The sequence below is a fragment of the Patescibacteria group bacterium genome (assembly GCA_028710985.1).
Lineage (GTDB): Bacteria > Patescibacteriota > Patescibacteriia > JAHJFT01 > JAHJFT01 > JAQTTB01.
On record JAQTTB010000001.1, the window covers coordinates 232,416 to 256,974 of the forward strand.

Below are 24,559 nucleotides of genomic sequence, written 5' to 3' on the forward strand. Positions count from 1 at the left end.
GACGCCAGCCGCGGCTGACGTCTCCACCTTAAACGTTCTCTTGTCCGAATTCTTACTTCTTCTTTATTCCAATCCAGATATCCTCCCCGTCTTTCTGCCAGATTTCGGCGTGCGCCAGCTCTTTTTTCTCGGCGCGAATATCGTCGGCCAGAACATCGGCCATAACTTCATTTTTCATATCGCGCAAAACATCAAGCGCCATGGCGAATTCTGTGTCGTAATATAAAGTGATCCGGTCGTTGATGGTGAGCCCGGCTTTCTTCCGGAGCGAATTTACATGCCGCACGATTTCGCGCGCCAGTCCCTTTTTGGCAAGCTCCGGGGTAATCACGGTATCGAGTTCAACCGCGATATCGTCCTTTCCTCCGGCTGCGATTTCAACCGCTTCAACATTGAGTTCGTCGCGCACGAGATCAAGAAGTTCGATTTTCTTTTTTAATATGTCCGCGAGCTTCGCGTCATTAAGGCTTACCTTAACGCTTGCCAGAATCTGGCGCACCGGAATGCCGGCCACGGCGCGCGCCTCCAGGCCCCGGCTCGCGATCGCGCGCACGACTTCCATTTCAGCGAGCAATTTTTTATCAATTAAATTCTTACGCGATTCGGGCCATGCCTCAAGATGCACGGAATCGGCGGCGCGTCCGGTCACACTTCTCCAAACCTCTTCAGCGATAAACGGAGTAAACGGCGCCATGACGAGCGCGAGCCGCACGAGCACTTCGCCGAGCGTGGCAACCGCTTTTTTCTTTTCATCCCTGTCTTCGCTCTTGAAACGGTCGCGGCTCCTGCGCACAAACCAGGTTGAAAGCTCATCAATGAATCCGACAATCGGACGACTCGCCTCTATTAAACTAAAATTGTCTAATGACGTCGTGACCTCGGCAATTAAATTTTCAAGACGCGCAATAATCCAGCGGTCAAGCACATTGTCAGAAGGCTCATCTACGCCTTGAGTATCTTCGGCCGCATAAAGTTCATAAAACTTATAGACATTCCAGATGAGCATCAAGACCTTGCGTTCAATTTCCGCCACATCTCTTTCGCAAAAATTCAAATTTTCCGCTTCAATCGCCGGAGAAGAAAAAAGATAATAGCGCATTGAATCAACGCCATACGAATTAAAGAGAATCCACGGGTCCGGATAATTTTTAAGGCTCTTGCTCATCTTTTTACCGTCCTCGGCAAGCACAATGCCGTTCACGATCACGTTCTTGAAAGCATTTTTATTAAAAAGCGCGGTCGCGAGCACGTGCAGTTTGTTAAACCAGCCGCGCGTCTGATCCTGCCCCTCGGCGATGAAATCCGCCGGAAAATTATCATCAAACCATTTTTTATTTTCAAAAGGATAATGCGCCTGGCCGTAAGGCATTGAGCCGGATTCAAACCAACAGTCAAAAACTTCGCGGATACGATTCATTTCTCCGCCGCAGGAACATTTAATTTTTATTTCATCAATAAACGGCCGGTGCAAATCCGTACCTTCGCGAAAATTCTCCGCCTTTTCGCCGAGTTCGGCCACGCTCCCGATTACCTCGCGCGCTCCGCAGGCCGCGCATTCCCAGACCGGAATCGGCGCGCCCCAGTAACGCGTCCGTGAAACGCACCAGTCCGGCGAAGTCTCGAGCGTCTTTCCGAAACGACCCTTCTTAATATGCTCCGGCCGCCAGTTTATATGCTCGTTATTTTTAAGAAGCTTGGCTTTTAGGCTCGTCACATTCACGAACCAGGCATTTTGGGCTTTATAAATAAGCGGTGTTTTACAGCGCCAGCAATGTGGATAACTGTGCACACATGTCTCGCGCTTAAAAAGCGCGCCGCGCGTTTCAAGCTCTTTCATGATATCTTCGTCCGCGTCTTTAACGAACCGTCCGGCCCACGGCGTAATTTCTGGCAAGAATTTTGCCTGATCATCGACTGTTACAATCACCGGAAGATCCGCTTTTTTACCGGCTTCCATATCTACTTCACCGAATCCGGGCGCCACATGCACAATGCCCGTACCTTCATCTGCGGTCACGAAATCGCCGGCAATCACGAAATGTGCCTTTTTATCAAGTTTAATAAAATTATAAAGAGGCTCATACTCTAAGCCCAATAATTTTTTGCCCTTCACGATTCCCAAAAATTCAACTTTCATTTCTTCTTCATCCTCATCTTCAATCGGATAAACAATGTCTTTCAGAACTTCATTTTTTCGCGATTCAGAAAAAATATATGTTTCATTGTTTGATTTGATTCTTACCCGGAGATAATTCATCTCCGGATCAACCGCGAGAGCGGCGTTTGCCGGCAACGTCCACGGCGTCGTCGTCCAAGCAAGAAGATACGTATTAGATTCATTTTTAAGTTTAAACTTTACAATAATCGCCGGATCCTCAACGTCCTTATACGTATCAACTCCGACTTCGGTATTGGAGAGCGGCGTGGCGCAGCGCGGGCAATAATGCGACACGCGCCGATCCTTGTACACCAGTTCTTTTTTGTTTAATTCCGAAAAAACCCACCACACGGATTCAATAAATGGATTATCCATTGTCCGGTAGGTATTTTCCATATCAACCCAGCGGCCGGTGCGGCGCACGATGCGCTTCCATTCTTCGGCATAGCGCATCACCGAATCGCGGCACGCCTTGCAGAATTTATCAATTCCCAGACTTTCAATCTCGTCTTTGGAATTCAAACCCAGTTCTTTTTCAATCATTGTCTCAATCGGCAGGCCATGGCAGTCCCAGCCCCAGACGCGGCGCACGCGAAATCCGCGCATGGTCTTGTACCGCGGAAAAACATCCTTGATCAGGCCGGCGAGCAGATTGCCGTAGTGCGGCAAACCCGTGGCAAACGGCGGACCGTCGTAAAAAACAAACTGGCGGTCTTCCGGCCGCTCGTTGACTGAACGCTCAAAAAATTTTCCCTTATCCCAAAAATCCAGGGTCGCTTCCTCCATTTCCGCGAACTTTGACTTCTTGTCCATAACTAGCAAAATTTTACCTGATTTATACAGGGATTTTAACAAAATCCCCTCTTTCTGTAAAGTCAGCCGCGTATCTGCTATAATAATAACACTATGAAAATTTTCCTTGGTGCCGACCACGCCGGCTTCCGCCTCAAAGAGGAGATTAAAAAATATTTATCCCGCGCCAAATACGATGTCCATGACCTCGGCGCCTTTAAGCTGGAAAAGAATGATGATTACCCCGCTTATGCCGCGCGCGTCGGCCGGGCGGCGCGCCGCGACCCCGCGTCGCGCGGCCTTGTGCTTTGCGGCAACGCCGAAGGCGTCTGCATCACGGCGAATAAAATCCGCGGCGTGCGCGCCGCCCTGGGCTATTCAACCTACGCGGCAAAAACCTCCCGTACCGACGACGACGCCAACGTGCTCTGCCTCGCCGGGCGCGTCCTGAAATCCGCGGAAGCGAAAAAAATTACGGCCGCTTTTCTCAAGACAAAATTCTCCGACGCAAAGCGCCACGCACGCCGCATTAAGCAAATTAAAAAATTAGAAAAAAATGCCTGCCTCGCCGAAGCTCCGACCGAGCGAAGCGAGCGTCGGGACAAAGGCGGGCCGAAAATAATCCCCGCTATCCTCGCGAAAAACGCGATTGATTTCGCGCAAAAGCTGCGCTTGGTTGAAGGCGCGGCTTCGCGCGTGCAGATTGACGTGATTGACGGCAAATTTGTTTCGCCAAAAAACTGGGCTGATCCGGAAATTATTAAAACCATACCCACGCCCATAAAATACGAACTCCATCTCATGGTTGCCGATCCGGCGGCGGAAATTAAAAAATGGAAAAAAATAAAAAATGTAAAAAAAGTTATTTTTCACATTGAAGTGAAACGAAATCCCGCGAGCATCATTAAAGCAATCAAGCGGTTCGGCTGGCAGGCCGGCACGGCCCTGAATCCCGCGACACCAATTACCCGCCTCCGGCCGGTTATTCAAAAAATCAACACTGTTCTTTTTCTTGGCGTCACCCCTGGCCGTTCGGGCCAAAAATTCCAGCCGCGCATTTTAAAAAAAATGCGGAACTTGAAAAAAATCGCCCCGCGGGTTACAATCCAGGTTGACGGCGGCGTAAATCTTAAAAACGCGCGCGAGATATTGAGAGCCGGCGCCGATACTCTCTGCGCCGCAAACGCGATTTACAAAACCGCTAAACCCAAAAAAATAATTAACGAATTTAAAAAAATTAATTAATAATATCCAACTATGCGCAAATTTATTTTTGCCGGAATATTGTTCGCCATGACGCTCGCCATGACCGGCGCGATTGCCCTGCCCGGCGACGCGGCAACTCTCGTTTCCGGCGATCTCATTAAAGGACAAAGCTTCTCCTCGGTCTACTACTATGCCGAAAACGGCAAACGCTATGTCTTCCCCAACGAAAAGACATATTTTACCTGGTATACGGATTTTAGCGAAGTTAAAATAATCACCGATGCCGAGCTCGCCGCGATTCAAATTGGCGGCAATGTCACCTACAAGCCGGGATACAAAATGATTAAAATCACTACCGCGGACAAGGTCTATGCCGTTGAAGGCGGTGGAGTTATCCGCTGGGTCAAAACCGAGGAAGCGGCCGAAACCCTTTACGGACTCAACTGGAACGACTGGATTGACGACGTACCGGACGGATTTTTCACCAACTACCGCGAAGGCCAGTCAATCGAATTCGCCTCGGATTACAGCAAGACCCAGCAGTCAACTCTGTATTACACCATCAACCACGACAAAGGATTCGTCTATTAAAAACAAAAGTACGGGTCGCAGATCTGCGACCCGTACTTTTTTAATTTTACCAAAGTTTTTTCAATACAATGCCGCTGTAATAATATTTCACTATCTCATCCCAGCCACGTCCTGCATTTGCCATGCCAATAGCATCGGTACAGGCCATGCCGACTCCATGGCCCCAAAGAGTGTTATTCGCCGCGGCGTCATATGGTGCCGGAACCGACTGCAGCCAGCCATAATCAATGCCATTTGAACCGCCCCAGACTTCTTTGTAGCTCCGCGTCCGTCCGTCGGAACGCGAGTAATATGGGGTGAAAACCGGCTCATTGTCATAATGCACAATCATGCCGCGCGTCTGCTCCACCGCGTTCGCGAGCCGCGGCACGCGGATTTCGTTTCCGTATCCGCGGTAAACCTGATCATAGGTCGCATCAAGAATAAAATGCCCTTTTGCATGCTTGGTCGGATATGAATAATGAAAATATGCGTACGAACGCGCCGCAGTCACAAGCGCTTTCTGAAATTCAGTCGGCGAATAATTTGAAGTCTCAGCCAAACCCTTGAGATAATCCTCCATCGGAAGTTCGTTGATTACCCAGGGATAATTTGTTTCCGATACCCGAAGTTCAATCACTCCGCGAAAGCGATTGTCGTTATAGGCGCGGTTCCATGCCGGCCGCTGCTCAAGACTTGTAAGTTCAAAAATATTCTGTCCCGCCCCGGCCGGCTCAAAACGCAGATAGCACGCGCCGGTATAATTTTTCGCGTCTTTGAAAAAAGAATACTGATACGTTGATTTATTATAACTCGCGGTCACTACTACCCCGGCCGCGTATGTACCCAAATCCTGGCCACAGGATGTTTTAACCACAAACGATTTATCCGCCGTAAGCGTCAAATCTCCTTCGAGATCGTAAAGCCCGATGCGCATCAGCGATTCCTGCATCAATCCAATTGTCGGCGCCGGACTAGTTCCTTCGGACGGAATATCTCCTGAATCGTCAGTTACGGTAATCGGAATATCTAATTCGCCGCCCGAAATGTCAGTTCCGTCAGTTTGCAATTTTAAATTCACCTGATAAACACCAGCCGACGCGGCCTTAAGAGTAAAGGTAAAAAATTGCAGTGCTCCGGGCGCAGTCGGAGACGCCGATTCAGCAAGCACGGACCGTGATTTCCAGGAAATATCATAAAAATTATCCAAACCGGTTGATGCGGCTGCCACATCCGGCAAAACTATTTTTGCACTTAACCAAGTCGCTCTGCCGTAATTCTTAAAACCAGCTGTAAATTTTATCGCCTCGCCGGCGCGCATTGTAATTTGCTGGTGGCTGCGCAGAAGAAGCTTTGCCTCATAGCCCGCCGATGCCGTTGGAATTGAGGCCGCGGTTGGAGTCGGAATCGATGTTGCCACCGGCGTTGATATCGGGGTCGTGCTTCCGGATGTATCGATTAAAATCGATACGGTAAATTCGCCGCCCGGTATCCACAAAAGATCTTCCGCGGCTAAATAAAATTTTTCTTCATAAACTCCGGATGCGATATCCGCCGGCGCGCGCAATTTAAAAACAACGTATCCGACTTGGCCGGGCGCAACGCGACTGTCTTTCATCGCCGCCGGCTGTTCGCGCAGCTTCCAGGTCGTATCCTGGAAACGGCTGGTGCGGTATTTCGGCGACCAGGTATAAATTGAAATATAATTTTTTTCCGTGTTTGTCCAGGTATTGCTTCCCGTATTCTTGAAACCGACGGTGAATTCTTTTGTTTCACCCGGCCGCATGGTGAGGGTTTTCGCGGTCTCAATCATCTTCACGGCTTCCCACTCTGCCGCTCGAGCCTCGTGCACTGCAAAAATTTGCGTTTCCACGAGTGAAAGCATCCAGGAAAACACGACCACGATTAAAAAAACCACGGAAACGCTTGCAAAAACGCTGCCCCAGCTTTCCGTGGGCTTTAAATCACAATTATCGATTTTTAAGCCGTAATTTGGCATTTTCTTTTTATTTTTTCGCCCGAAGACAATAAAACCGCCTTGTCCTTTCTTCCTAAGTTAGAACGTTGGCGGATAGTCTCATTTACACTATATATAATAACATAAAAAACGCCGTTTGTCAAGTCTGAAAAAAAAATATATACTTAATTAAAATATGTCACTCACTCGCGCCATTGCCTGGAATACGATTTCGCAGGTTTCCGGAAAAATTTTAAGCACCGTTGTCGGTCTTGTTACCGTTGCTTTGATGACCCGCTACCTTGGCCGGGATGGTTTTGGCGGCTACACAACCATCACTGCTTTTTTGCAGGTCTTTGGCATTTTGGTTGATTTCGGCTTGACGCTCATGACCGTGCAGATGATTTCCGAACACGGCGACGACCGAAAATTAAACGATAAAATATTAAGTAATATTTTTACATTGCGGCTTGTTTCCGCAATTTTATTTTTGGGCGCCGCGCCGCTCATCGCGCTTTTATTCCCCTATCCGGCAATGTTGAAGTGGGGCATCGCACTTACTACTTTTTCATTTTTATTCATATCCTTAAATCAACTTCTTACCGGCGTCTTCCAAAAGCATCTTCGCATGGAACGCGTGGTAATTTCCGAGATTATCGGCCGGCTAGTTCTCCTTAGCGGCGTCGCTGGCTTTATTTTTCTTAATCTCAACTTGCTTTGGATCATGCTTGCCGTGGTTCTCGGAAGCTTTGCGAATTTTGTCGCCAACTGGATTTTTGCCAAGCCGTTCGCCGCGATCCGCCTTTCTTTTGAATGGCCCCTCTGGCGCGAAGCCCTGGCGCGCTCCTGGCCGATCGGCATCTCCATCGCTTTCAATCTTCTTTATTTTAAAGCCGATACCGTAATTTTGTCCGTATTCCGCTCTCAGGCCGAAGTCGGGCTTTACGGCGCGCCTTATCGCGTGCTTGAGGTACTCATTACTCTACCGTTTATGTTCATCGGCGTGCTGATGCCGTTTTTTGCCCGCTGGTTTGCGGAAAAAAAGCTTGAAGATTTTACCCGCCTCGCCCAGCGCGGTTTTGATTTTCTCGCTATTATCGCCTGGCCCATGGTTTTTGGCGCCCTGATCCTTGCGACTCCAATCATGGTATTTATCGCCGGCCCGGATTTTAGCGCCTCGGGTCCAATTCTCCAAATCTTGATTATCGCGACCGGTGTAATTTATCTTTCTGTTCTTTTTTCGCACCTCATTGTTGCGATCGGCTGCCAGCGCCGGATGATCTGGGGCTATGTCGCGACCGCCGTGGCCGCTCTCATATTTTATCTGGTTTTTATTCCCCGCTTCGGCATGCCGGCCGCCGCCTGGGGCACAGTCGCCTCCGAAGCAATGATCGCGCTTCTCACCTTTATTGTTGTTTACCGCGCAATCCGATGGCGACCGGCGCTTGGCGTCTGCAACCGCGCCTTAGCCGCGAGCCTTCTCATGGCTGCCGCGATTTATTTTATTGAACCGTATTTCTCAAATCTTCTTGTTCTGATTACTGGTGGTGCCGCAATATATGCCGCAATACTCTATGCCCTTGGCGGCGTAAAAAAAGAATTGATCATGGAAATATTTAAAATCCCCCGCAACCCATGAATTATTTTATTCTGATAATTTTCCTCGGCCTGTTCGGATACCTCGCCTGGCGCAACTTCCGTCTTGGACTTGCGCTTCTTGTTTTTCTTTTACCTACTTACTTCATCCGTTTCCAGATCGGCCCATTGCCAACCACGCTTCTTGAACTCTACTTTGTCGTCATTGCCTTGATCTGGATAACCAAAGAGCGCGGCCTCTCCTACCGCAATCAAAATTTGATAAAATGGCGGCTGCCGATTTTTCTTTTCTTAGCGGCCGCGACAATCGGCGTCATTGTTTCTCCGGATAAAACCGCCGCTCTCGGCATCTGGAAAGCATATTTTATTGAGCCCATATTATTTTTCTTGATTCTCATCTCCAGCCTCAAGACACGGGAAGACTGGAAATTAATCTTGAATGCCCTTCTTGCTTCGGCGGCCGCGATATCGCTTTTCGCGATTTTCCAGAAAGCAACCGGCGTCGCCATTCCCCCGGCCTGGCTCGCCGAGCGCCGCGTCACTTCGGTTTTCGGCTACCCGAACGCCGTCGGCTTGTACCTTGCGCCGCTCATTATCCTGGCTTTTTCTTTATTCTACGATTCGCTACGTGAGAAAAAATATATTTACTCAACATTATATTTTCTCTCGCTCGCCTCTTCCGCGCTTGCCATATTTTTTTCCAAAACCGAAGCCGGCTGGATTGCCGCGGCGGCCGGAATTTTTATTTTTTGCGTTTTCAAAAAAAATCTCCGCGTCCCGGCCATTGCCGCAGCCGCGATTCTGATCCTCTTGATCGGTCTCACGCCCGCGCTCCGAAGTCCGGTGATTGAAAAAATCACGCTTCAGGACTGGTCCGGCCATGTCCGCCTTGTCACCTGGAGTGAATCGCTTGAAATGCTGAAATCCAACGCGATCTTCGGCGCCGGACTCTCTGGCTATCCTTTAAAAATGATCAAATTCCATCAAGCCGAATATCTGGAAATCTTCCAATATCCTCATAATATTGTTTTGAATTTCTGGTCCGAAACCGGCCCGGTTGGGCTCATTGCGTTTCTCTGGCTCATGGCGCTCGGCATTGTCGCGTCATTAAAAAAAGCGCGCCAGTCTAGCCTCGCGCTCGCCATGCTCTGCATATTTTTTGCCATCCTGATCCACGGTTTGGTTGACGTACCCTATTTTAAAAATGATTTATCAATGATGTTCTGGCTCTTTCTCGCAGTGGCCTTTATTTTAGAGAAAAAAAACGAGACGCTTTCGCGCCTCTAAGATGAGCTGTCAGAGCGGACTGTTTGGAAAAAAGCAAATCCACTCGTTCCAGATTTGCACATCCACCGCCGACCCGCCGCAGTCGCGGATCGCGCGGACAATGCCCGGCTTATAGGACTTAAGATTCTCCAGGAATTCTTCCTTGTTGTTCACCACGCCAAATTCATCGCAGTCCGGCTTGATGAAATGGAGAAAAGTCTCCCAGTCGCTCTCGGCGATGAACATAAGTGGAGTTATCCCTTTTCCCATCGCGTGTCCCATCGGATACTTCACGGCCAAAAGCCTCGCCCTCCTGGTTTCCGACATCTCGCCACCTCCTAAAAAAAGACCTGCTAAAAATTTAGCTGATTTCCCCGTCCTTGTCAAGCACCCCCAATCATGTTAAACTCTGTTTTAATCATTAAAAATTTATCATTTAAAATTGAATTAAAATTCCTGCCTGCCGGCAGGCAGGTAAAACTTAAAATTTAAAATTTTTAATTTGGAGGAGTGGCCGACCCCGCGCAGCGGGGCCCTGCTTCGCGGGGGTGGCTGAAAGCGCCGCAATTATAAAAATGTTCACAACCTATATCTTAAAAAGTTTAAAAAATGGTAAACATTACATTGGGCATACTAATGATATGCCGGCGCGATTAGAACGGCATAACCAGGGAAGGGTTAAGTCAACAAAAAATGGACGCCCCTGGGAATTAATTTATTCAGAAATATTTAAAACAAAATCGGAAGCTAATCGTCGGGAATTTGAAATAAAGAGTTATAAAGGCGGGATATTATTTAAAAAACTTTTCAAACTCATTTAACGGAGGAGTGGCCGAGTGGTTGAAGGCGCCGCTCTCGAAAAGCGGTATGCCCGAAAGGGTATCGTGAGTTCAAATCTCACCTCCTCCGCCAACCAAAATATTATGCAAATTTCAAAAAATGATGTCCAATACAATATATTGAATGAAGAATTTTTGCTTGCACAGCGGCAAATGGACAAATACGACCAGCTTTCAACTACCATTAAAACCTGGGCAGTTACGCTGTGGGTAGCCGCGTCCGGCTGGGTGTTCCAAACGGAAACGAAACAGGTCGCCCTCTTAGGAGCGCTGCTAGTACTCATCTTCTGGTTCTTTGACAGCTACAATAAAGTTTATCGTACCAACTACAAGAAACGCCGTGACGAAATCCAAAATGGCTTACAAATTCTTTTTTTCGGCCGTCCCTTACCCACGGATTTTTTATCCCCCAACCTTCCGATTCATGACGAAAAAAATGTCGTTCGAAGCATGTTTCTTCTACACGTTGGATTGCCTTACGCAATACTTATCATCATTTCACTTCTGATCTATGCTAATTTCAATTAAAGACGACGGGGACAAAATCGCTTTCACCTCCTCCGCCAACCAAAATATTCAAAATTTTAAGTCGACGTAGCGGAGCGAAGTCGCTCTCACCTCCTCCGCCAAATTAACAAGTTAGAACCTAAGTAAAATAAGGGTATTTGGACAGCGAAAAGCCGATTTCGTCAGGAAGTCGGTTTTTTGTATTATTTTTTAACAGGGTGTACAATATAATCAATATATTTTAGTAAAGATAAATTATGCCTACAATCAGTAAAAACATTCGCAAATTAAGAGAACAAAAAGGTATATCGCAAGATAGGCTTTCAAAACTGGCAAATATCTCTTTGAATACAATCGCAAAACTGGAACTCGACGAAACTCAAAATCCAACCATTGAAACTTTGCAGAAAATTGCAAAAGCCCTAGATGTCAAAGTTGAGGATTTAATAAAATAAATTTATGGCCAGAGAAGCATCAATTAAAAATCTTACAAATGCGAAAAGGGCAAAGAACGATGAGTTTTATACTCAGTACATCGATATTCAGAAAGAAATTGAAAAGTATTTAGATTACAACCCTAATACATTCCGAGCTAAGGTGGTGTATTGCAACTGCGACGATCCGTTCGAGAGCAATTTTTTTCGTTATTTTGTACTCAATTTCAACAAGCTTGGATTGCAACAGCTAATTACAACGAGCTACAAACCATCGCCCGTCGCCAACACGCAACTGGGATTATTCGGTGATGACAAAACACTTGCAAAAACAAAAGGCCGTTCAAAGGTAACTGCCAATAAATTTATTATCAATGAAGTGAAAGATATAGACGGCGATGGAGAGTTCAATCTAAAAGATGTTGCCAAACAGTTAAAGGCAAACAAAAACAACGAATGGATGCCCCTTGAGAAAGATGGTGACTTCAGAAGTCCCGAATGCATAGCATTACTGGAACAGTCTGATATCGCGGTAACCAATCCGCCGTTTAGTTTGTTTCGTGAGTATGTTAAACAACTTTTTGATTACCAAAAAAAGTTTTTGATTATTGGCAATATTAATTGCATAACTTACAAGGAGGTATTTCAAAAAATTAAAAATAATGAAATATGGCTTGGTAATGGAATGGGAAGATGGATTTCTGGTTTTATTGTACCTGAATCCTACAACTTGTACGGAACGGAGGCTCGGATAGATGAAGATGGAAATAGAATTGTTGCCACCAATAATTGTTTGTGGCTTACCAATCTTGACCATGGTCGCCGTCACCAACCGTTGCCACTTATGACAATGAAAGAAAATTTGAAATACAGCAGACACAAAGAAATCAAAGGCAAAAAAGCGTATGAAAAATACGATAATTATGATGCGATAGAAGTATCTTTTACCGATGCGATTCCAAGCGATTATAAAGGTGCAATGGGTGTGCCAATAAGTTTTTTGGATAAGTACAATCCTGAACAATTTGAGATATTAGGAATGGACGATCACAGGATGCAATATCCTAATTGGAGAGGCAGAGGCCCTGACTTGAATGGAAAGCCCGCTTATAGAAGAGTTATCATCAGGCATAAGAAAAAATAATATGAATACAACTTTAAAAACCAATATCACTGTTAAAGAAATCTGCGACGGCTTTGTCTATAACGAACTTGAAGGCAAGGGTTTGTTTGGCTTGTCTGGCAAGCTCACTATTCAGCCGGAATATCAGCGAAATTATATTTATGCATCCGATGGCGGCAAAAGAGAGATGGCTGTAATTGAATCAGTCCTAAAAGAATATCCAATAGGATTGATTTATTTCAATAAAGTTTCTACCGAAAACCTAGAAGTTTTAGACGGACAGCAACGCATCACAAGTCTCGGACGATTTATCACCGACAAATTTGCCATCAAGGACGAAAATGGCATGGAGCAATATTTTGGCGGTATGGCAAAAGACAAGCAAACCAAAATTTTGGAAACGAAACTTCTCATTTACGAGTGCGAGGGCACAGAAAGCCAGATAAAAGAATGGTTTAGGACCATAAATATTGCCGGCGTTCCGCTCAATAATCAAGAATTACTCAATGCCGTGTATTCTGGCCCATTCGTGACTAGGGCTAAAGAGGAATTCAGTAATAGCCAAAACGCCAATATTCAAAAATGGAGTGCATATGTATCGGGTAGTGCAAACAGGCAGGAATTTTTGGAATGTGCTCTTGATTGGGTAAGCAGAGGCAATATCGGCGACTACATGAGCAAGCATCGCAAAGACAAAAACATCGATGTGTTGAAAAAATATTTCAACACAGTCATTCATTGGGTATCTAGCGTATTTACCGATGTAGAAAGCGAAATGCGCGGGCTTAAATGGGGACGATTGTACGAGGAATATCACAAAGAGAAATATAATCCAACCAAAGTATCCGCTGAGGTGCGTGAGCTCTATGGTGACTTTTTTGTTAAAGATAAAAAGGGAATTTTTGAGTACATTTTAGGTGGTAAAAACGATACAAAATTGCTTAATATTCACATTTTTGACGAACCAACTAAAAGAGCTATTTACGCAAAACAAACTAAGGAAGCTGAAACCAAAGAGAAATCAAACTGTCCACATTGCGCTATTGGGCACGACGCTAATAAGGAAAAGATTTGGAGTTTCGGCGAAATGGAAGCGGATCATGTATCAGCGTGGAGCAAGAGTGGCGCGACTTCAGCGAAGAATTGTGAGATGTTGTGCAAAACCCACAATCGAGCGAAGGGAAATCGATAAAATAATATGGCAAATCAAACAGACAATAAAATAATGAGTGTGCCAGAGCAAATATTCGACCAGTTTCTAACGGAATTGGGAGAACAAAAAATACCGGAAGAAGTTATCGCTCGCTTAAGAAAAACTCTTGTAGACAATGGGCAGATCTCGGTTGATGCTCTCAAACAAGCATTGTTTTACAGTGATAGCACAGATGTATGATTAAGATTGACACAATAAAAATTGAAGAGTTTCGTGGCATACGCAACTTGACACTGGAGTTTAACGGAAAAAATTACGCTGTATGCGGACCAAACGGAACAGGTAAAAGTGGAGTGGTCGATGCTCTAGAGTTTGCTCTTACAGGGAATATATCGCGCTTGTCTGGCGAAGGTATGGGTAATGTTTCCGTCAAAGAACACGCACCACATGTCGATAGTAAAAATAATCCCGAAAAAGCTCGCATAAACATTACATTTAAAATACCAACACTTGAAAATAAGCAAGTGACGCTCGCGAGGACAGTCAAAAATTCTACAACGCCAAGTATAAATCCATCATCACCGGAAATACTTGAGATACTTTCACAATTTGATGGGCATCCTGAGTTTGTATTATCTCGACGCGAGATTATTCGGTATGTCATTTCAAAACCGGGCGACAGATCAGCGGAAGTTCAGGCACTATTGCGTCTCGATAAAATTGGCGATTTACGGAGCAGTCTACTGACCATATCAAACACATACAGCAAAGAGTCAAAGGATTCAAAAAAAGTTCAGGATCAAGCAAGCGAAAGTTTAGCACAAGGTTTGGAAATAACTGATTTGGTTAAAGCAAAGATTTTAGAAGCGGTAAATACAAGACGCACTGTTCTCGGCTTAACGTCACTTACGGATTTAACAGCCACGACAGCTTTAAATGATGGATTAGAAACAAGTGTAAAATCTCCGGCTGTGCCGAAAGTGAATAAGGTTTCGGCAACAGCTGATCTAAAGACTTGGCGAGAGGTATCGCAAAAAATGACGGCTGAAAGTGTGCGGTCGGAGTGTTCAGAGTTGAAAGATCAATTAACTGTTTTGAGTAGTAATCCTATTGTTACTGAGAGTGTAACGCGCGAGAAATTTTTACGCTCGGCGATAGATTTTGTAACGGAAGAAGCTTGTCCCGTTTGTGATACAAAATGGGACATATCTACATTGCAGGGTATTATCCGCTCGAAACTTGAAGGATTTGAAGAAATCACAAAGATGCGCGCTAGCCTTGAAAATCGGTTGGAACCAATTATAACTCTTGTCGACTCGCTTGATAACGCAACCGCTTTAGCTGAAAAATTAACGAAAGTCTTGACAACTGAACATACGGCAGGTCTTGCAGCTTATCGAGCAACATTATCGTCATACCGCAAGGCATTGAAAGATTTTTTGCCATTGACGGAAGCTATACCAGCAATTGTAAATATCACAGAAATTCCTGCTGACGTAACATCTGCAATTGAAGCGATAGAAAAAGCTGTCGCAATTATTCCAGAGCCAACACAACAAGATGCGGCACGAGATTTTATTGTGCGAGCACAAGATCGCCTTGAGGCATACAGAAAAGTAGCTCGCGAAGCAGATAAGGCAAAGCAGCGGGCTGATTTATCAAAGAAGGTTTACGACACATATGTAGATATCAGCACCAAAGCGTTGGAGGGTGTTTATAAAGATGTAGAAGGCGAGTTCTCTAAACTGTATCGCTCGGTGAACGGCGAAGACGAGAATAGTTTTACAGCAAAGCTGGTTCCGTCTATTGGCAAATTAGGTTTTGATGTTGATTTTTATGGACGAGGGCATTTCCCTCCTGGCGCGTATCACAGTGAGGGACACCAAGACGCGATGGGGCTTTGTTTGTATCTAGCACTAATGAGAAAACTCCAAGGCACTAATTTCAGATTTGCCGTACTCGACGATGTGCTCATGTCTGTTGATTCGAATCACCGCCGAGAAGTGTGTAATCTTCTTAAGCAACAATTTCAAGACACTCAATTTATCCTTACAACGCATGATGAAGTATGGTTAAAACAAATGACGACTGTTGGGCTTATCGCATCAGGAAACGCAACACGCTTTAGCAATTGGACTCCCGACCATGGTCCTGCGGAATGGAAAACGCGCGACGTGTGGACTGAAATAGACACTGCTTTGAATGCAAACGATGTTCAATCAGCGGCCAGTCGCCTTCGGTATTATCTGGAGTATGTTTTTAGAGAAGTATGTGACAGCTTGCGAGCACAAGTTGAGTTTAAGGGTGATGGACGCTATGGGCTTGGGGATACCCTAGCTCCGGCCGTGGCACGCTTTCGTAAGCTTATGGTTGAAGGTAAAGAGGTTGCGGAATCACGGAGCCAAACTGATGTTGCAAAAGCTCTCCAATTGCAAGAAAAGAACCTTGCAGATTCTTTAGTCGCGACCAACGCTGAACAATGGCAGGTTAATCCGGCTATTCACTATAACGAATGGGCGAATCTTTCGGTTAATGATTTTAATCCCGTGGTTGCTACTTTTCGTAATTTGGTGCAAAAATTCTTTTGTGAAAAGCCAGAGTGTAGTAGTTTTGTATATTTAACTACGACGCCACCAAAAACGCCGGATGCAGTTCGCTGTAATTGTGGATTGATAAATATAAACCTAAAGAAACCGGCGCAGAAAGATTAAATCTGCTCGGATAAACCTAGCAATTGTTGTTTACTAAAAAGAGAGCCGCCCGCGTCAGCGGACGGGCTTGTATGCGCGCTAATAGGGATTTTATATAGAATAATCCACCTCATCTTTGCCTTTGACCGACTTAGGTTTAGGCGTCTCAAACCACTCCGGATGAACTTCGTAGATAGCCCTTAATTCCTGTATACTTTTATCAAGATCCTCGAATTTGAGCCATTTTCTTGGTTCAAAGTTCCGGAGATCGTGCCCGCCAAATTATAAAAAACTAATTACCAAATATGTCAGATCAAGAAATTAAATCAACCGGCTGTTGCGAGCCGTTCAATCCCGAACCGTGGCATGAAAAAGAAATTGTCTGGAAAGATAAAATTTTTGTCAAAGACTATGTTACGAGTTTTTTGCACATTCCGCTCAATATGGGGAAAAAAATCATAAAAAATATAGCGCTGATTGAAAAAGCCGGCGCTAAATCCCCGTATCAGCTCATGCTCTGCGACGAAAAATCTCTTTGGGGTTCTGACATTTATATTGATGTTGCGAAAGATGTCCCCGGCGCGCAGATGGCAAAAATTTCCGGCACTTTCCTAACGAAAGTTTTTGAAGGTCCGTATCAAAACGCCGGCAAATGGGCGGTTGAAATGAATGAATATGTGAAAAACAAAGACAAAGAAATTAAAAAATTATATTTTTCTTACACCACCTGCCCAAAGTGCGCCAAGGCTTACGGCAAAAACTACGTGGTGCTCTTCGCGCAGATTGACTAAAGAACATACAGGACAGCATGCAAATGCAGGAATTTATTCGTCTTTTATCGGACGATTTTTTATTTGCGCTAAACCACGCCCTTGACAATATGTAAGGTATACATTACAATAAGTAATGTAAACTTAACTTAATCAATATGAACTACAAACAATTCAAAAGAATGCGCCTATTAACCGCCTCGTTTGTTTCGGCCACGGTGGCGATTGCGGTTGTTTATAATAACATTGTCTTGGCCCTGGCCGGAGTCGTAATCGGCCTGCTTTTTCTCCTCCTGGTCAGAAAAAAAACAAATGCGGTTATAATTGACGAGAGAATTCAAAAAATTGGCGACCGCGCGGCTCGCCTTACTTACACGACTTTAACCCTCGCCACTGCTTTTCTTTCTTTGATTTTCATCGTGATCGGCCGGCGGATCGGCGAGGCAAATTACGAAACCCTGGGAATAATATTAAGTTATATTACCCTGTTCAGCCTTGCCCTTTATTCGCTTTCATACAAATATTTCAGCAAAAAATATGGAGAAACAGACGACGAATAAAATTAAAGTTTTCCGAGCAATGCGCGAAATGACTCAGGAACAACTGGCTGATAAAGTTGGCGTTACTCGTCAAACCATAATCGCGATTGAAAAAAATAAATACGTTCCGTCCCTGGAGCTGGCATTTAAAATCGCCGGAGTTTTTGGCGAGACGATTGAGAACGTCTTTCAACGTTAAGTATTCTTACCTCTATTGAAAAATTTTTTGCCCTCTGATAACATCCCCGTAGAGAAGGAGGATGCCATGACAACGTCCGCAAATCTTGTTCTTATCCCCGGCATCGACACCTATACCCTGCTTGACCTTTTAAAGTTAGCCGCACGTCATAAGGGCCTCGAGCTTTGGTGGAACGCTTCAAAAACCTTTTTCAAGCCGATCAAAAAATATACGCTCGATGACCGGCTCCTCGATATTCTTGAATCGCGCAACATCAAGCGAGAGCCCCGCCCCGATCTTTCCTTCACCTTGGTCGACCAGAACCCCCAGGAGATAACTCCCGGACACCGCCCGAGCAACTACTGGAGCTTTAAGCTACTCAAGGGCAGTAACTACAACTATGATCTCCTGATCAGTCTGAGCGTCCGCTACGAAGTCAGCACCAAAAAACAGGGCATTATCCTTTTGCCCCTAGCGATTGGAACTGTCCTTTCTCCGGCAGACCACTTGCCAAACCTCCGCATGTTCCAAGCGCTGGTCGAAAGCGACAGGGACGCACCAGCCATCGCTAAAGAAATCGCCGGAAACGCGAGCGGCCTAATCGTCACCTGGAGCGATCTTGGTCTCGGGGGCATTCGTCGGCTCACTGAGCTCTTCCACGAGTTCACGAATCGGAACGTCGCTATCGAAAACCTCAGTCGGCAGGATGGTGTTTTCAGCCCCACCCCGCACCCCTACCAACAACAACTTACGGATGAACTGTTTATTACCGAACTGGCGCAACTCAGAATTCTTAAAGCATGGCGGAATCAACTCGAAGCCTATCGCAACAGCCACGCCCCATAAGACACGCTTGCTCAAGGGAGTTCGTGAAAACGACTCCTTTTTTTTATGATATAATCACTGCAGAGCTTTTTCAGCCATATTAATAATAATTAATTAACGCATGAAAATTCGCCCTGCACATCTCATTATTGGTTCAATAGTTTTGTTTATATTGGATTTTTTAACCTTAGCCAATGACACTATTTTTCCAAACCGTGAACCGAAAGGAATTGCAACAGTTATCGTCTTTGGCTGCGCATTAACTTTTATCGCGGGGACCGCGTGGGCAATATTTAGGCTGATCTTTAAAGGGAAAAGGTCGCGCAAGGCAACCACCGCGGCCGCTCCGCCAGCGATCGCGCCGGAAAAAAGCCGATTCTCTTTAACCACATTGGAAATTGTATTTAATCGAATTTTTGCGGTCTTGTTAATCCTCTCCGCCCCGTTGTTGTTATTTAATCCTTTCACTGTCCCGACGGTGGTGATCTTTGTCGTGTTTGCCTTGTTTCTTTTTTTCGCTAAAAGATACCATCCGGTAATCAACGCCATCTTCGCGCTAATCGCCCTCGGCGTATATTTTATTCCCTTGCCGATCGATTGGGGATTTTTTCTCGGCCTAAAAGAATGGCGGATGGGCGGTTTTGTTTTTCACCCAATCATTATCTTTTTTTACCTTTCCCCATTAATTTTTATTTCTCTTTCTGCCAGAAATATTTTAGGAAATATCCTGTCATTTTTTAAGCCAAACACACGCTGGCGTAATCTTTTATTTTTCCTTTCTCTAATAACCGCGATAATAGTAATCCTGGCCTATCCGTTGCTAAGCAGTATTAAATTACGTGAACGAGCAATGGAAGATGATGATGGTAGTAGCCAATTGTCCTATGCCCTGACAAAACAAGAACTTAAAATAGAACCGGGAAAGAGCGGCTCTAGTAGTAGTGCTCTCGCCCGGCGGTATTACACGGCCCGTTTTGATCCGGCCACGAAAAAATATATCTATCGCTTGAATCTTGCGGATCCGCTTTCCGCGTCTATTGAATTCACGGCGGTTGAAACCGACGGTGAAAAAATTAATTTTACAACCGACTCTCGAATACAGTGTTTGAATTGCCAGAAAGATACAAGCGATCCTTACGGCTTGGTTTTCCCCGCCGGCAAAAATATTGATTTCACCTTGACTAGCGACAAGCTAATTATGGCGATAAAATTCACTGAGCCCGGAGACAAGGTGGCTAAGTTTATTTTTTGGAAATAAATTTTCCGCATGTGCCATATTCAAAAAAATAATACCTGACAAGGCGCTTTGATATTAGATAAAATAAGCACCAAATAGCGGGCCTCCCCCGCTTTTTTAGTTATACGCCAATGATGGTATAATAATATCGTTATGCCCAAACGCGACATCCAAAAATCATTTTACAAATACCATCAGCCGGTTGATTTCCGGAACACCTGGCGCATTTTTAAAATCATGTCCGAGTTCGTTGAAGGATACCACCTGCTCTCCGGCCTGAAGCGCGAAGTCACATTCTTCGGCTCGGCGCGCGCCAAACCCTCAAGCCGGCATTACCGCGAAACCGAAAAATTGGCAAAAATACTTGGAAAAAATGGCCACGCCATTATCACCGGCGGCGGACCCGGCATCATGGAGGCCGCGAACAAGGGCGCGGCCGCGGTCGGCGCCGAATCCATTGGCCTCAACATCCAGTTGCCAAGCGAACAGATTCTAAACCCCTACTGCAAAAAATCCCAGGGTTTTTATTATTTCTTCACCCGCAAGGTCATGCTCACCTCCCCGTCGCAGGCATTTTTCTTTCTGCCCGGCGGCTTTGGCACCCTGGATGAATTCTTTGAAGTTATTGACCTCATCGAAATCAACCGCATGCCCCCCGTGCCCGTGGTGGCCATGATGAGCGATTTTTGGAAAGAACTTTATAATTTTCTGAGCGAATATTCGCTAAAACGCATCGGTGCCATCAAACCGAAAAACCTTGAATGCATCCATATCGTTGACACGGCCGAGGAGGCCGCCGAGTTCGCGCGCGGCGTCAAAGAACGGCCGTTCTTTGGAGATATTAATCCGACCGGCAATCCGTCAAACATTGACTGGAAAGTCTTCCGCATCATGGCCGAACTGGTAGAGGGCTTTGAATTCGTAAACCGCCTAAAAAACGACGTTACCATTCTCGGCACCGGCAAACTCGGGCCCGGAACTCCCTATTACCAGGCCGCCGAAGAACTCGGCCGCGTGCTTGGCCATGACGGCTACACCATTGTGACCGGCGGCGGGCCCGGCATCATGGAGGCCGCGAACAAAGGCGCTTTTGAGGCCGGCGCCGATTCCGTGGGCCTGAATATCAGTTTTGACGGCACGGTGCGCGCCAACCCCTACGTCAAGCGCTCCATGGGCTTCTTCTTTCCCTTCACCCGCAAGCTCATTATCACCGCGCCGTCGCTTGCCTTTGTCTGCTTCCCCGGCGGCTTCGGCACCCTGCACCAGCTTTTTGAGCTCCTCGTGCTCATGCAAACCGGCAAAATGGGCCGCATGCCCATCATTCTTTTCGGCCGGGAATTCTGGAAGCCGCTTGCCGATTACCTCGGCCGAGTCGCCTGCCGGCTCTATAGCGCCCTGGATCCCGGGGATCTCAAACTGTTTGATATCGTGGATTCGGTGGAAGAAGCCGTTCTTATCATCAAGAAAGTCCCAAAAACAAAATCCTGACCTGCCTGCCGGCAGGCAGGTTCCATTATTCATGATTCCTGATTCTCGTGTTGCTGGAATCATGTTTTTTTATTATAATAGTAGTGTATTTTTATGAACAAGATAACAAAAGTCGTCATCCCGGTCGCCGGTTTCGGCACGCGCTTTCTGCCCGCCACCAAGGCAATGCCCAAAGAGATGCTTACCGTGGTAGATAAACCCGTAATTCAGTACGTGGTGGAGGAAGCCGTCGCCGCGGGCATCACCGATGTAATTCTGGTCACCGGCGCCTCAAAGCGCGCGGTTGAGGATCATTTTGATTACAACCACGAATTGCAGAACTGGCTCAAGAAACAGGGAAAAAACGATCTGCGGGAGGAAATAAAAAAAATTGCCGACATGGCAAATTTTATTTATATCCGGCAGAAGGGACCGTACGGCAACGGTACGCCGATCCTCTGCGCCGAGAAGATAATCGGCGACGAGCCGTTCGCCGTTCTCTGGGGAGATGAATTTTTTTACGGCAAAAAAAACCGCCTGTCCCAGCTTATCCGCGTTTTTGAGAAATACGGCGACCCCGTTCTCACCGCCTACGGAGTAAAATCCGCGGACACCGTGCGATACGGCATGCTTGACGCGGTTAAGATTGAAAAAAACATTTACCAGGTAAAAAAAATCATTGAAAAACCCGGACCGAAAAAATCGCCCTCTCTCCTCGCCTCCCTCGGCGGCTTTATCCTGACTCCGGACATCTTTCACGCGCTCCGCAATACCAAGCGCGGAAAAGGCGGCGAGCTCTGGCTCACCGACGCGATTCATAATCTTTCCAAGCGCCGGCCTCTTTACGCCTGCGAGGTGAGTGACGCGACGTATTACGACACCGGCTCCAAGCTCGGCTATCTCAAGGCAAATGTTGATTTTGCCCTGCGCCGGCCGGATCTAAAAAAAGATTTTATCAAATATCTCAAATCTTTGAAAATATGAAAAAAATATTTTTTTCTTTTGTCATCCTTTCTCTGATCGCCACCGCCGGCTTCGGCTGCAAAACCCAATCTGAAGCCGAAAAAGAAGCCACCAAACCTGTCACTCTGAATTTTTGGGGAGTTTTTGACGAATCCGACGCCATCCAGCCGCTTATCACCGCCTACCGCGCCAAGCATCCCAATGTCACCATCAACTACAAGATGTACCGGTTTGACGAATACGAAGACGAGCTGCTGAACGCCCTGGCCGAAGACCGCGGACCGGATATCTTTATGGTGCACAACCACTGGATGCGCGGCTATCTCGCCAAAATCCTGCCCCTTCCGGCCGAACTCACCATCGCCTATGTCACGCAGTCCGGAGGCGCTCTGGGAAGCGAAACCAAAGCCACCCTGGCAAAAGAAAAAACCATGACCCTGCGCGCGCTTCAGGACAGCTTTGTGCAGGTCGTGGCCGATGACGCCGTGGCGCCGGTCTGGAACGCGACCGACGAAGTGAATGAAAATAAAATCGTCGGACTGCCGCTTTCCGTGGACACGCTCGCGCTTTATTATAACCGCGACATTTTGAACGCCGCCGGCATCGCCGAGCCGCCGACCACCTGGACCGATTTTCTGGAACAGGTAAAAACCATCACCAAACTCAACGCCGACGGCGGCATCGCCCAGTCCGCGGCCGCGATCGGCACATCTTCCAACATTGAACGGTTCAGCGACATCGTTTCCGCGCTCATGATGCAAAACGGCACCGAAATGACCAATGAATCCGGATTCGCCACGTTCAATAAAATCCCCAAAGCCCTTACCGGCCGCAGCGAACCCCCGGGATTCGGCGCGGTCCGTTTTTACACCGACTTTGCCAACTCCGGAAAAGAAGTCTACACCTGGAATGACGACTTTCCGAATTCACTGGACGCTTTTTCCACCGGCCAGACCGCGTTCTTTTTTGGCTACTCGTATCATCTTTCCCAAATCCGCACCAAGGCGCCCAAGCTCAATCTCGGCATCGCCCGGCTCCCCCAGCTTGAGGGCAATCCGGAAGTAAATTATGCCAACTACTGGCTGAACTCGGTTTCCGCAAAGAGCAAGAGTTCAAATTACGCCTGGGACTTTGTGCAGTTTGCCGCAAGCGAAGCCAACGTCAAGGCCTATCTTGACGCCGCCAAGCGCCCGACCGCTCTGCGCTCGCTCCGCGACAGCCAGCTTGAAGATGTGGACCTTTCGGTTTTCGCTTCCCAGCTTCTCACGGCCAAAGACTGGTACCGCGGCAAAAACTGGGCCGCGGTTGAGCAGACCTTTGCCGACATGATTGATTCACAGGTCTACGGCACCATGGAGCTTAAAGACGCAATTAATCTTGCGGTGAGTAAAGTAAATCAGACCATTCAATGAAAAAATACATAACAATTATTCTCGCGATAATCATCGTGCTTGCTCCGATTCCGGTTTTGGCGTTTCAGCTTATTCCTTCCGGCTGTACCGGGCAGAATGTCACGACCCAAAACTGCGGTCTTACGGAAATTTTTCAGACGTTCATTAATTTCGCGAACTTTCTCCTTAGCATCGCCGGCTCGGTCACGCTGCTCATGTTCATCTATGGCGGTTTTGTCTGGCTCACTTCGGGCGGGGCTTCGGATAAAATAAAAAAAGGCAAAGACATCATGGTGAACACGACCATCGGGCTTGTGATCATGCTTGCCGCCGCGACCGTAATTTATTCGGTCGGCACTTTTCTCTGCGGCGGCGACCAATCATGCCTCCGCCAGCTTAATATATACGGCGCGGCCGAGGGCCAGGAAGGCGGCATGGACTGCCGCAAGCAGGAAAATGACGGCAAAACCTGCGGCACGGAAAAAAACTATGTCTGCTCGTACGAGGCGCGAAAATGCGTCACCCGCTGTGAAGCCGACCAAAATCTCGCGAGCCGCGGCTACGCCTGTCAGACCGTTCCGCTCGCGAGCAAAGACAAAGCCTCGGCAAGCCTTTACGCCGAATCCTACAGCTGCAAATTAAATCTCTGCCCCGGCGATTGGGACACCCTCTGCTGCCCGGCGCACGAAGCCGCCACCACCTGCTGCAAGTGTGAAATCAACGATGCCTCTGCCACTACTTATTATTTTCCGTCCGATTCGGGCGCTGACTGCATCACTGCCTGCGAATCGGCGCGCGATCTCATAGGAGCAACCACGATTCCTGAAATAACGCCCGGCATTGAGCGCACCGAAGACCCGGGCTGCGAGGAAGCGCTTTCTCGAAGAGGGATATAAAT

General features: G+C 46.8%; 23 protein-coding genes and 1 tRNA gene. 21 read left to right on the forward strand and 3 right to left on the reverse strand.

All coding sequences use genetic code 11. The annotated features are described in order from the left end of the window. Positions 1 to 52: 52 nt before the first annotated feature. Entirely contained in the window at positions 53 to 2,971 is a 2,919-nt protein-coding gene (gene ileS, locus PHW53_01150) for an isoleucine--tRNA ligase (protein MDD4995060.1), read from the reverse strand. Positions 2,972 to 3,064: 93 nt separating this feature from the next. Here ileS and PHW53_01155 point away from each other — a divergent pair, with 93 nt between their 5' ends. Continuing rightward, positions 3,065 to 4,195: an RpiB/LacA/LacB family sugar-phosphate isomerase gene (locus PHW53_01155; protein MDD4995061.1), complete on the forward strand. Its 1,131-nt coding sequence runs from the start codon at positions 3,065 to 3,067 to the stop codon at positions 4,193 to 4,195. Between the two features lie 12 nt (positions 4,196 to 4,207). Beyond that, complete coding sequence (locus PHW53_01160; protein MDD4995062.1) at positions 4,208 to 4,747, forward strand: hypothetical protein; 540 nt, start codon at positions 4,208 to 4,210, stop codon at positions 4,745 to 4,747. Between the two features lie 46 nt (positions 4,748 to 4,793). Here the strand turns inward: PHW53_01160 and PHW53_01165 are convergent, their stop codons facing one another. After that, positions 4,794 to 6,725, reverse strand: coding sequence for a SpoIID/LytB domain-containing protein (locus tag PHW53_01165; protein ID MDD4995063.1), 1,932 nt, complete (start codon positions 6,723 to 6,725; stop codon positions 4,794 to 4,796). Positions 6,726 to 6,879: 154 nt separating this feature from the next. Between PHW53_01165 and PHW53_01170 the strand changes: the two genes are divergently transcribed. Both PHW53_01170 and PHW53_01175 read left to right on the forward strand, forming a co-directional pair. Then, a complete protein-coding gene (locus tag PHW53_01170) occupies positions 6,880 to 8,322 on the forward strand; it encodes a flippase (GenBank protein MDD4995064.1) in 1,443 nt (480 codons plus the stop codon). Further along, positions 8,319 to 9,566 carry an O-antigen ligase family protein gene (locus PHW53_01175; GenBank protein MDD4995065.1) on the forward strand — a complete coding sequence of 416 codons (1,248 nt, stop codon included), beginning with the start codon at positions 8,319 to 8,321 and terminating at the stop codon, positions 9,564 to 9,566. The genes PHW53_01170 and PHW53_01175 overlap by 4 nt, the downstream gene beginning before the upstream one ends. A 9-nt stretch (positions 9,567 to 9,575) precedes the next feature. Here PHW53_01175 and PHW53_01180 read toward each other — a convergent pair whose 3' ends face one another. Next, positions 9,576 to 9,872 carry a hypothetical protein gene (locus PHW53_01180; GenBank protein MDD4995066.1) on the reverse strand — a complete coding sequence of 99 codons (297 nt, stop codon included), beginning with the start codon at positions 9,870 to 9,872 and terminating at the stop codon, positions 9,576 to 9,578. 248 nt (positions 9,873 to 10,120) lie between these two features. Between PHW53_01180 and PHW53_01185 the strand changes: the two genes are divergently transcribed. The 17 genes from PHW53_01185 (at position 10,121) to PHW53_01265 (ending at position 24,557) form a co-directional block, all read left to right on the forward strand. Beyond that, a complete protein-coding gene (locus tag PHW53_01185) occupies positions 10,121 to 10,366 on the forward strand; it encodes a GIY-YIG nuclease family protein (protein ID MDD4995067.1) in 246 nt (81 codons plus the stop codon). 1 nt (position 10,367) lies between these two features. Beyond that, positions 10,368 to 10,457 (forward strand) — tRNA-Ser (locus tag PHW53_01190). An 11-nt stretch (positions 10,458 to 10,468) separates the two neighbouring features. Beyond that, positions 10,469 to 10,912 carry a hypothetical protein gene (locus PHW53_01195; GenBank protein MDD4995068.1) on the forward strand — a complete coding sequence of 148 codons (444 nt, stop codon included), beginning with the start codon at positions 10,469 to 10,471 and terminating at the stop codon, positions 10,910 to 10,912. A 236-nt stretch (positions 10,913 to 11,148) separates the two neighbouring features. Further along, complete coding sequence (locus PHW53_01200) at positions 11,149 to 11,346, forward strand: helix-turn-helix transcriptional regulator (protein MDD4995069.1); 198 nt, start codon at positions 11,149 to 11,151, stop codon at positions 11,344 to 11,346. A 4-nt stretch (positions 11,347 to 11,350) separates the two neighbouring features. After that, positions 11,351 to 12,469 (forward strand): adenine-specific methyltransferase EcoRI family protein, encoded by a 1,119-nt coding sequence (locus PHW53_01205; protein ID MDD4995070.1) that lies wholly within the window; start codon positions 11,351 to 11,353, stop codon positions 12,467 to 12,469. Between the two features lies 1 nt (position 12,470). After that, a complete protein-coding gene (locus PHW53_01210; GenBank protein MDD4995071.1) occupies positions 12,471 to 13,640 on the forward strand; it encodes a DUF262 domain-containing protein in 1,170 nt (389 codons plus the stop codon). Between the two features lie 6 nt (positions 13,641 to 13,646). Then, the gene (locus tag PHW53_01215; protein MDD4995072.1) at positions 13,647 to 13,841 is read left to right on the forward strand and encodes a hypothetical protein; all 195 of its coding nucleotides are present in this window, start codon (positions 13,647 to 13,649) and stop codon (positions 13,839 to 13,841) included. Next, positions 13,838 to 16,312, forward strand: a complete 2,475-nt coding sequence (locus tag PHW53_01220) for an AAA family ATPase (protein ID MDD4995073.1) — start codon at positions 13,838 to 13,840, stop codon at positions 16,310 to 16,312. Before PHW53_01215 ends, PHW53_01220 begins: the two co-directional genes overlap by 4 nt. Before the next feature lie 284 nt (positions 16,313 to 16,596). Then, positions 16,597 to 17,082, forward strand: a complete 486-nt coding sequence (locus PHW53_01225) for a hypothetical protein (protein ID MDD4995074.1) — start codon at positions 16,597 to 16,599, stop codon at positions 17,080 to 17,082. Positions 17,083 to 17,219: 137 nt separating this feature from the next. Further along, positions 17,220 to 17,621, forward strand: coding sequence for a DUF2178 domain-containing protein (locus PHW53_01230; GenBank protein MDD4995075.1), 402 nt, complete (start codon positions 17,220 to 17,222; stop codon positions 17,619 to 17,621). Next, on the forward strand, positions 17,599 to 17,799 hold the full coding sequence (locus PHW53_01235; GenBank protein MDD4995076.1) for a helix-turn-helix transcriptional regulator: 201 nt from the start codon (positions 17,599 to 17,601) through the stop codon (positions 17,797 to 17,799). The genes PHW53_01230 and PHW53_01235 overlap by 23 nt, the downstream gene beginning before the upstream one ends. A 27-nt stretch (positions 17,800 to 17,826) precedes the next feature. Then, on the forward strand, positions 17,827 to 18,624 hold the full coding sequence (locus tag PHW53_01240) for a hypothetical protein (GenBank protein MDD4995077.1): 798 nt from the start codon (positions 17,827 to 17,829) through the stop codon (positions 18,622 to 18,624). Positions 18,625 to 18,724: 100 nt separating this feature from the next. Beyond that, the gene (locus tag PHW53_01245) at positions 18,725 to 19,861 is read left to right on the forward strand and encodes a hypothetical protein (GenBank protein ID MDD4995078.1); all 1,137 of its coding nucleotides are present in this window, start codon (positions 18,725 to 18,727) and stop codon (positions 19,859 to 19,861) included. 132 nt (positions 19,862 to 19,993) lie between these two features. Next, positions 19,994 to 21,328, forward strand: a complete 1,335-nt coding sequence (locus PHW53_01250; protein MDD4995079.1) for a TIGR00730 family Rossman fold protein — start codon at positions 19,994 to 19,996, stop codon at positions 21,326 to 21,328. A 93-nt stretch (positions 21,329 to 21,421) separates the two neighbouring features. After that, positions 21,422 to 22,291 (forward strand): UTP--glucose-1-phosphate uridylyltransferase, encoded by an 870-nt coding sequence (locus PHW53_01255; protein MDD4995080.1) that lies wholly within the window; start codon positions 21,422 to 21,424, stop codon positions 22,289 to 22,291. Further along, positions 22,288 to 23,682 (forward strand): extracellular solute-binding protein, encoded by a 1,395-nt coding sequence (locus PHW53_01260; protein MDD4995081.1) that lies wholly within the window; start codon positions 22,288 to 22,290, stop codon positions 23,680 to 23,682. The genes PHW53_01255 and PHW53_01260 overlap by 4 nt, the downstream gene beginning before the upstream one ends. Further along, positions 23,679 to 24,557, forward strand: a complete 879-nt coding sequence (locus PHW53_01265; GenBank protein MDD4995082.1) for a pilin — start codon at positions 23,679 to 23,681, stop codon at positions 24,555 to 24,557. Before PHW53_01260 ends, PHW53_01265 begins: the two co-directional genes overlap by 4 nt. Positions 24,558 to 24,559: the final 2 nt, after the last annotated feature.

What these genes read in the sequence shown, in the direction of transcription:
- PHW53_01250 (MDD4995079.1), top strand. Translation starts at nt 19,994, where the DNA reads ATGCCCAAACGCGACATCCAAAAATCATTTTACAAATACCATCAGCCG.
- PHW53_01170 (MDD4995064.1), top strand. Translation starts at nt 6,880, where the DNA reads ATGTCACTCACTCGCGCCATTGCCTGGAATACGATTTCGCAGGTTTCC.
- PHW53_01225 (MDD4995074.1), top strand. Translation starts at nt 16,597, where the DNA reads ATGTCAGATCAAGAAATTAAATCAACCGGCTGTTGCGAGCCGTTCAAT.
- PHW53_01235 (MDD4995076.1), top strand. Translation starts at nt 17,599, where the DNA reads ATGGAGAAACAGACGACGAATAAAATTAAAGTTTTCCGAGCAATGCGC.
- PHW53_01160 (MDD4995062.1), top strand. Translation starts at nt 4,208, where the DNA reads ATGCGCAAATTTATTTTTGCCGGAATATTGTTCGCCATGACGCTCGCC.
- PHW53_01185 (MDD4995067.1), top strand. Translation starts at nt 10,121, where the DNA reads ATGTTCACAACCTATATCTTAAAAAGTTTAAAAAATGGTAAACATTAC.
- PHW53_01215 (MDD4995072.1), top strand. Translation starts at nt 13,647, where the DNA reads ATGGCAAATCAAACAGACAATAAAATAATGAGTGTGCCAGAGCAAATA.
- PHW53_01220 (MDD4995073.1), top strand. Translation starts at nt 13,838, where the DNA reads ATGATTAAGATTGACACAATAAAAATTGAAGAGTTTCGTGGCATACGC.
- PHW53_01260 (MDD4995081.1), top strand. Translation starts at nt 22,288, where the DNA reads ATGAAAAAAATATTTTTTTCTTTTGTCATCCTTTCTCTGATCGCCACC.
- PHW53_01180 (MDD4995066.1), bottom strand. Translation starts at nt 9,872, where the DNA reads ATGTCGGAAACCAGGAGGGCGAGGCTTTTGGCCGTGAAGTATCCGATG.
- PHW53_01265 (MDD4995082.1), top strand. Translation starts at nt 23,679, where the DNA reads ATGAAAAAATACATAACAATTATTCTCGCGATAATCATCGTGCTTGCT.
- PHW53_01195 (MDD4995068.1), top strand. Translation starts at nt 10,469, where the DNA reads ATGCAAATTTCAAAAAATGATGTCCAATACAATATATTGAATGAAGAA.
- PHW53_01165 (MDD4995063.1), bottom strand. Translation starts at nt 6,725, where the DNA reads ATGCCAAATTACGGCTTAAAAATCGATAATTGTGATTTAAAGCCCACG.
- PHW53_01205 (MDD4995070.1), top strand. Translation starts at nt 11,351, where the DNA reads ATGGCCAGAGAAGCATCAATTAAAAATCTTACAAATGCGAAAAGGGCA.
- PHW53_01155 (MDD4995061.1), top strand. Translation starts at nt 3,065, where the DNA reads ATGAAAATTTTCCTTGGTGCCGACCACGCCGGCTTCCGCCTCAAAGAG.
- PHW53_01230 (MDD4995075.1), top strand. Translation starts at nt 17,220, where the DNA reads ATGAACTACAAACAATTCAAAAGAATGCGCCTATTAACCGCCTCGTTT.
- PHW53_01245 (MDD4995078.1), top strand. Translation starts at nt 18,725, where the DNA reads ATGAAAATTCGCCCTGCACATCTCATTATTGGTTCAATAGTTTTGTTT.
- ileS (MDD4995060.1), bottom strand. Translation starts at nt 2,971, where the DNA reads ATGGACAAGAAGTCAAAGTTCGCGGAAATGGAGGAAGCGACCCTGGAT.
- PHW53_01210 (MDD4995071.1), top strand. Translation starts at nt 12,471, where the DNA reads ATGAATACAACTTTAAAAACCAATATCACTGTTAAAGAAATCTGCGAC.
- PHW53_01175 (MDD4995065.1), top strand. Translation starts at nt 8,319, where the DNA reads ATGAATTATTTTATTCTGATAATTTTCCTCGGCCTGTTCGGATACCTC.
- PHW53_01200 (MDD4995069.1), top strand. Translation starts at nt 11,149, where the DNA reads ATGCCTACAATCAGTAAAAACATTCGCAAATTAAGAGAACAAAAAGGT.
- PHW53_01255 (MDD4995080.1), top strand. Translation starts at nt 21,422, where the DNA reads ATGAACAAGATAACAAAAGTCGTCATCCCGGTCGCCGGTTTCGGCACG.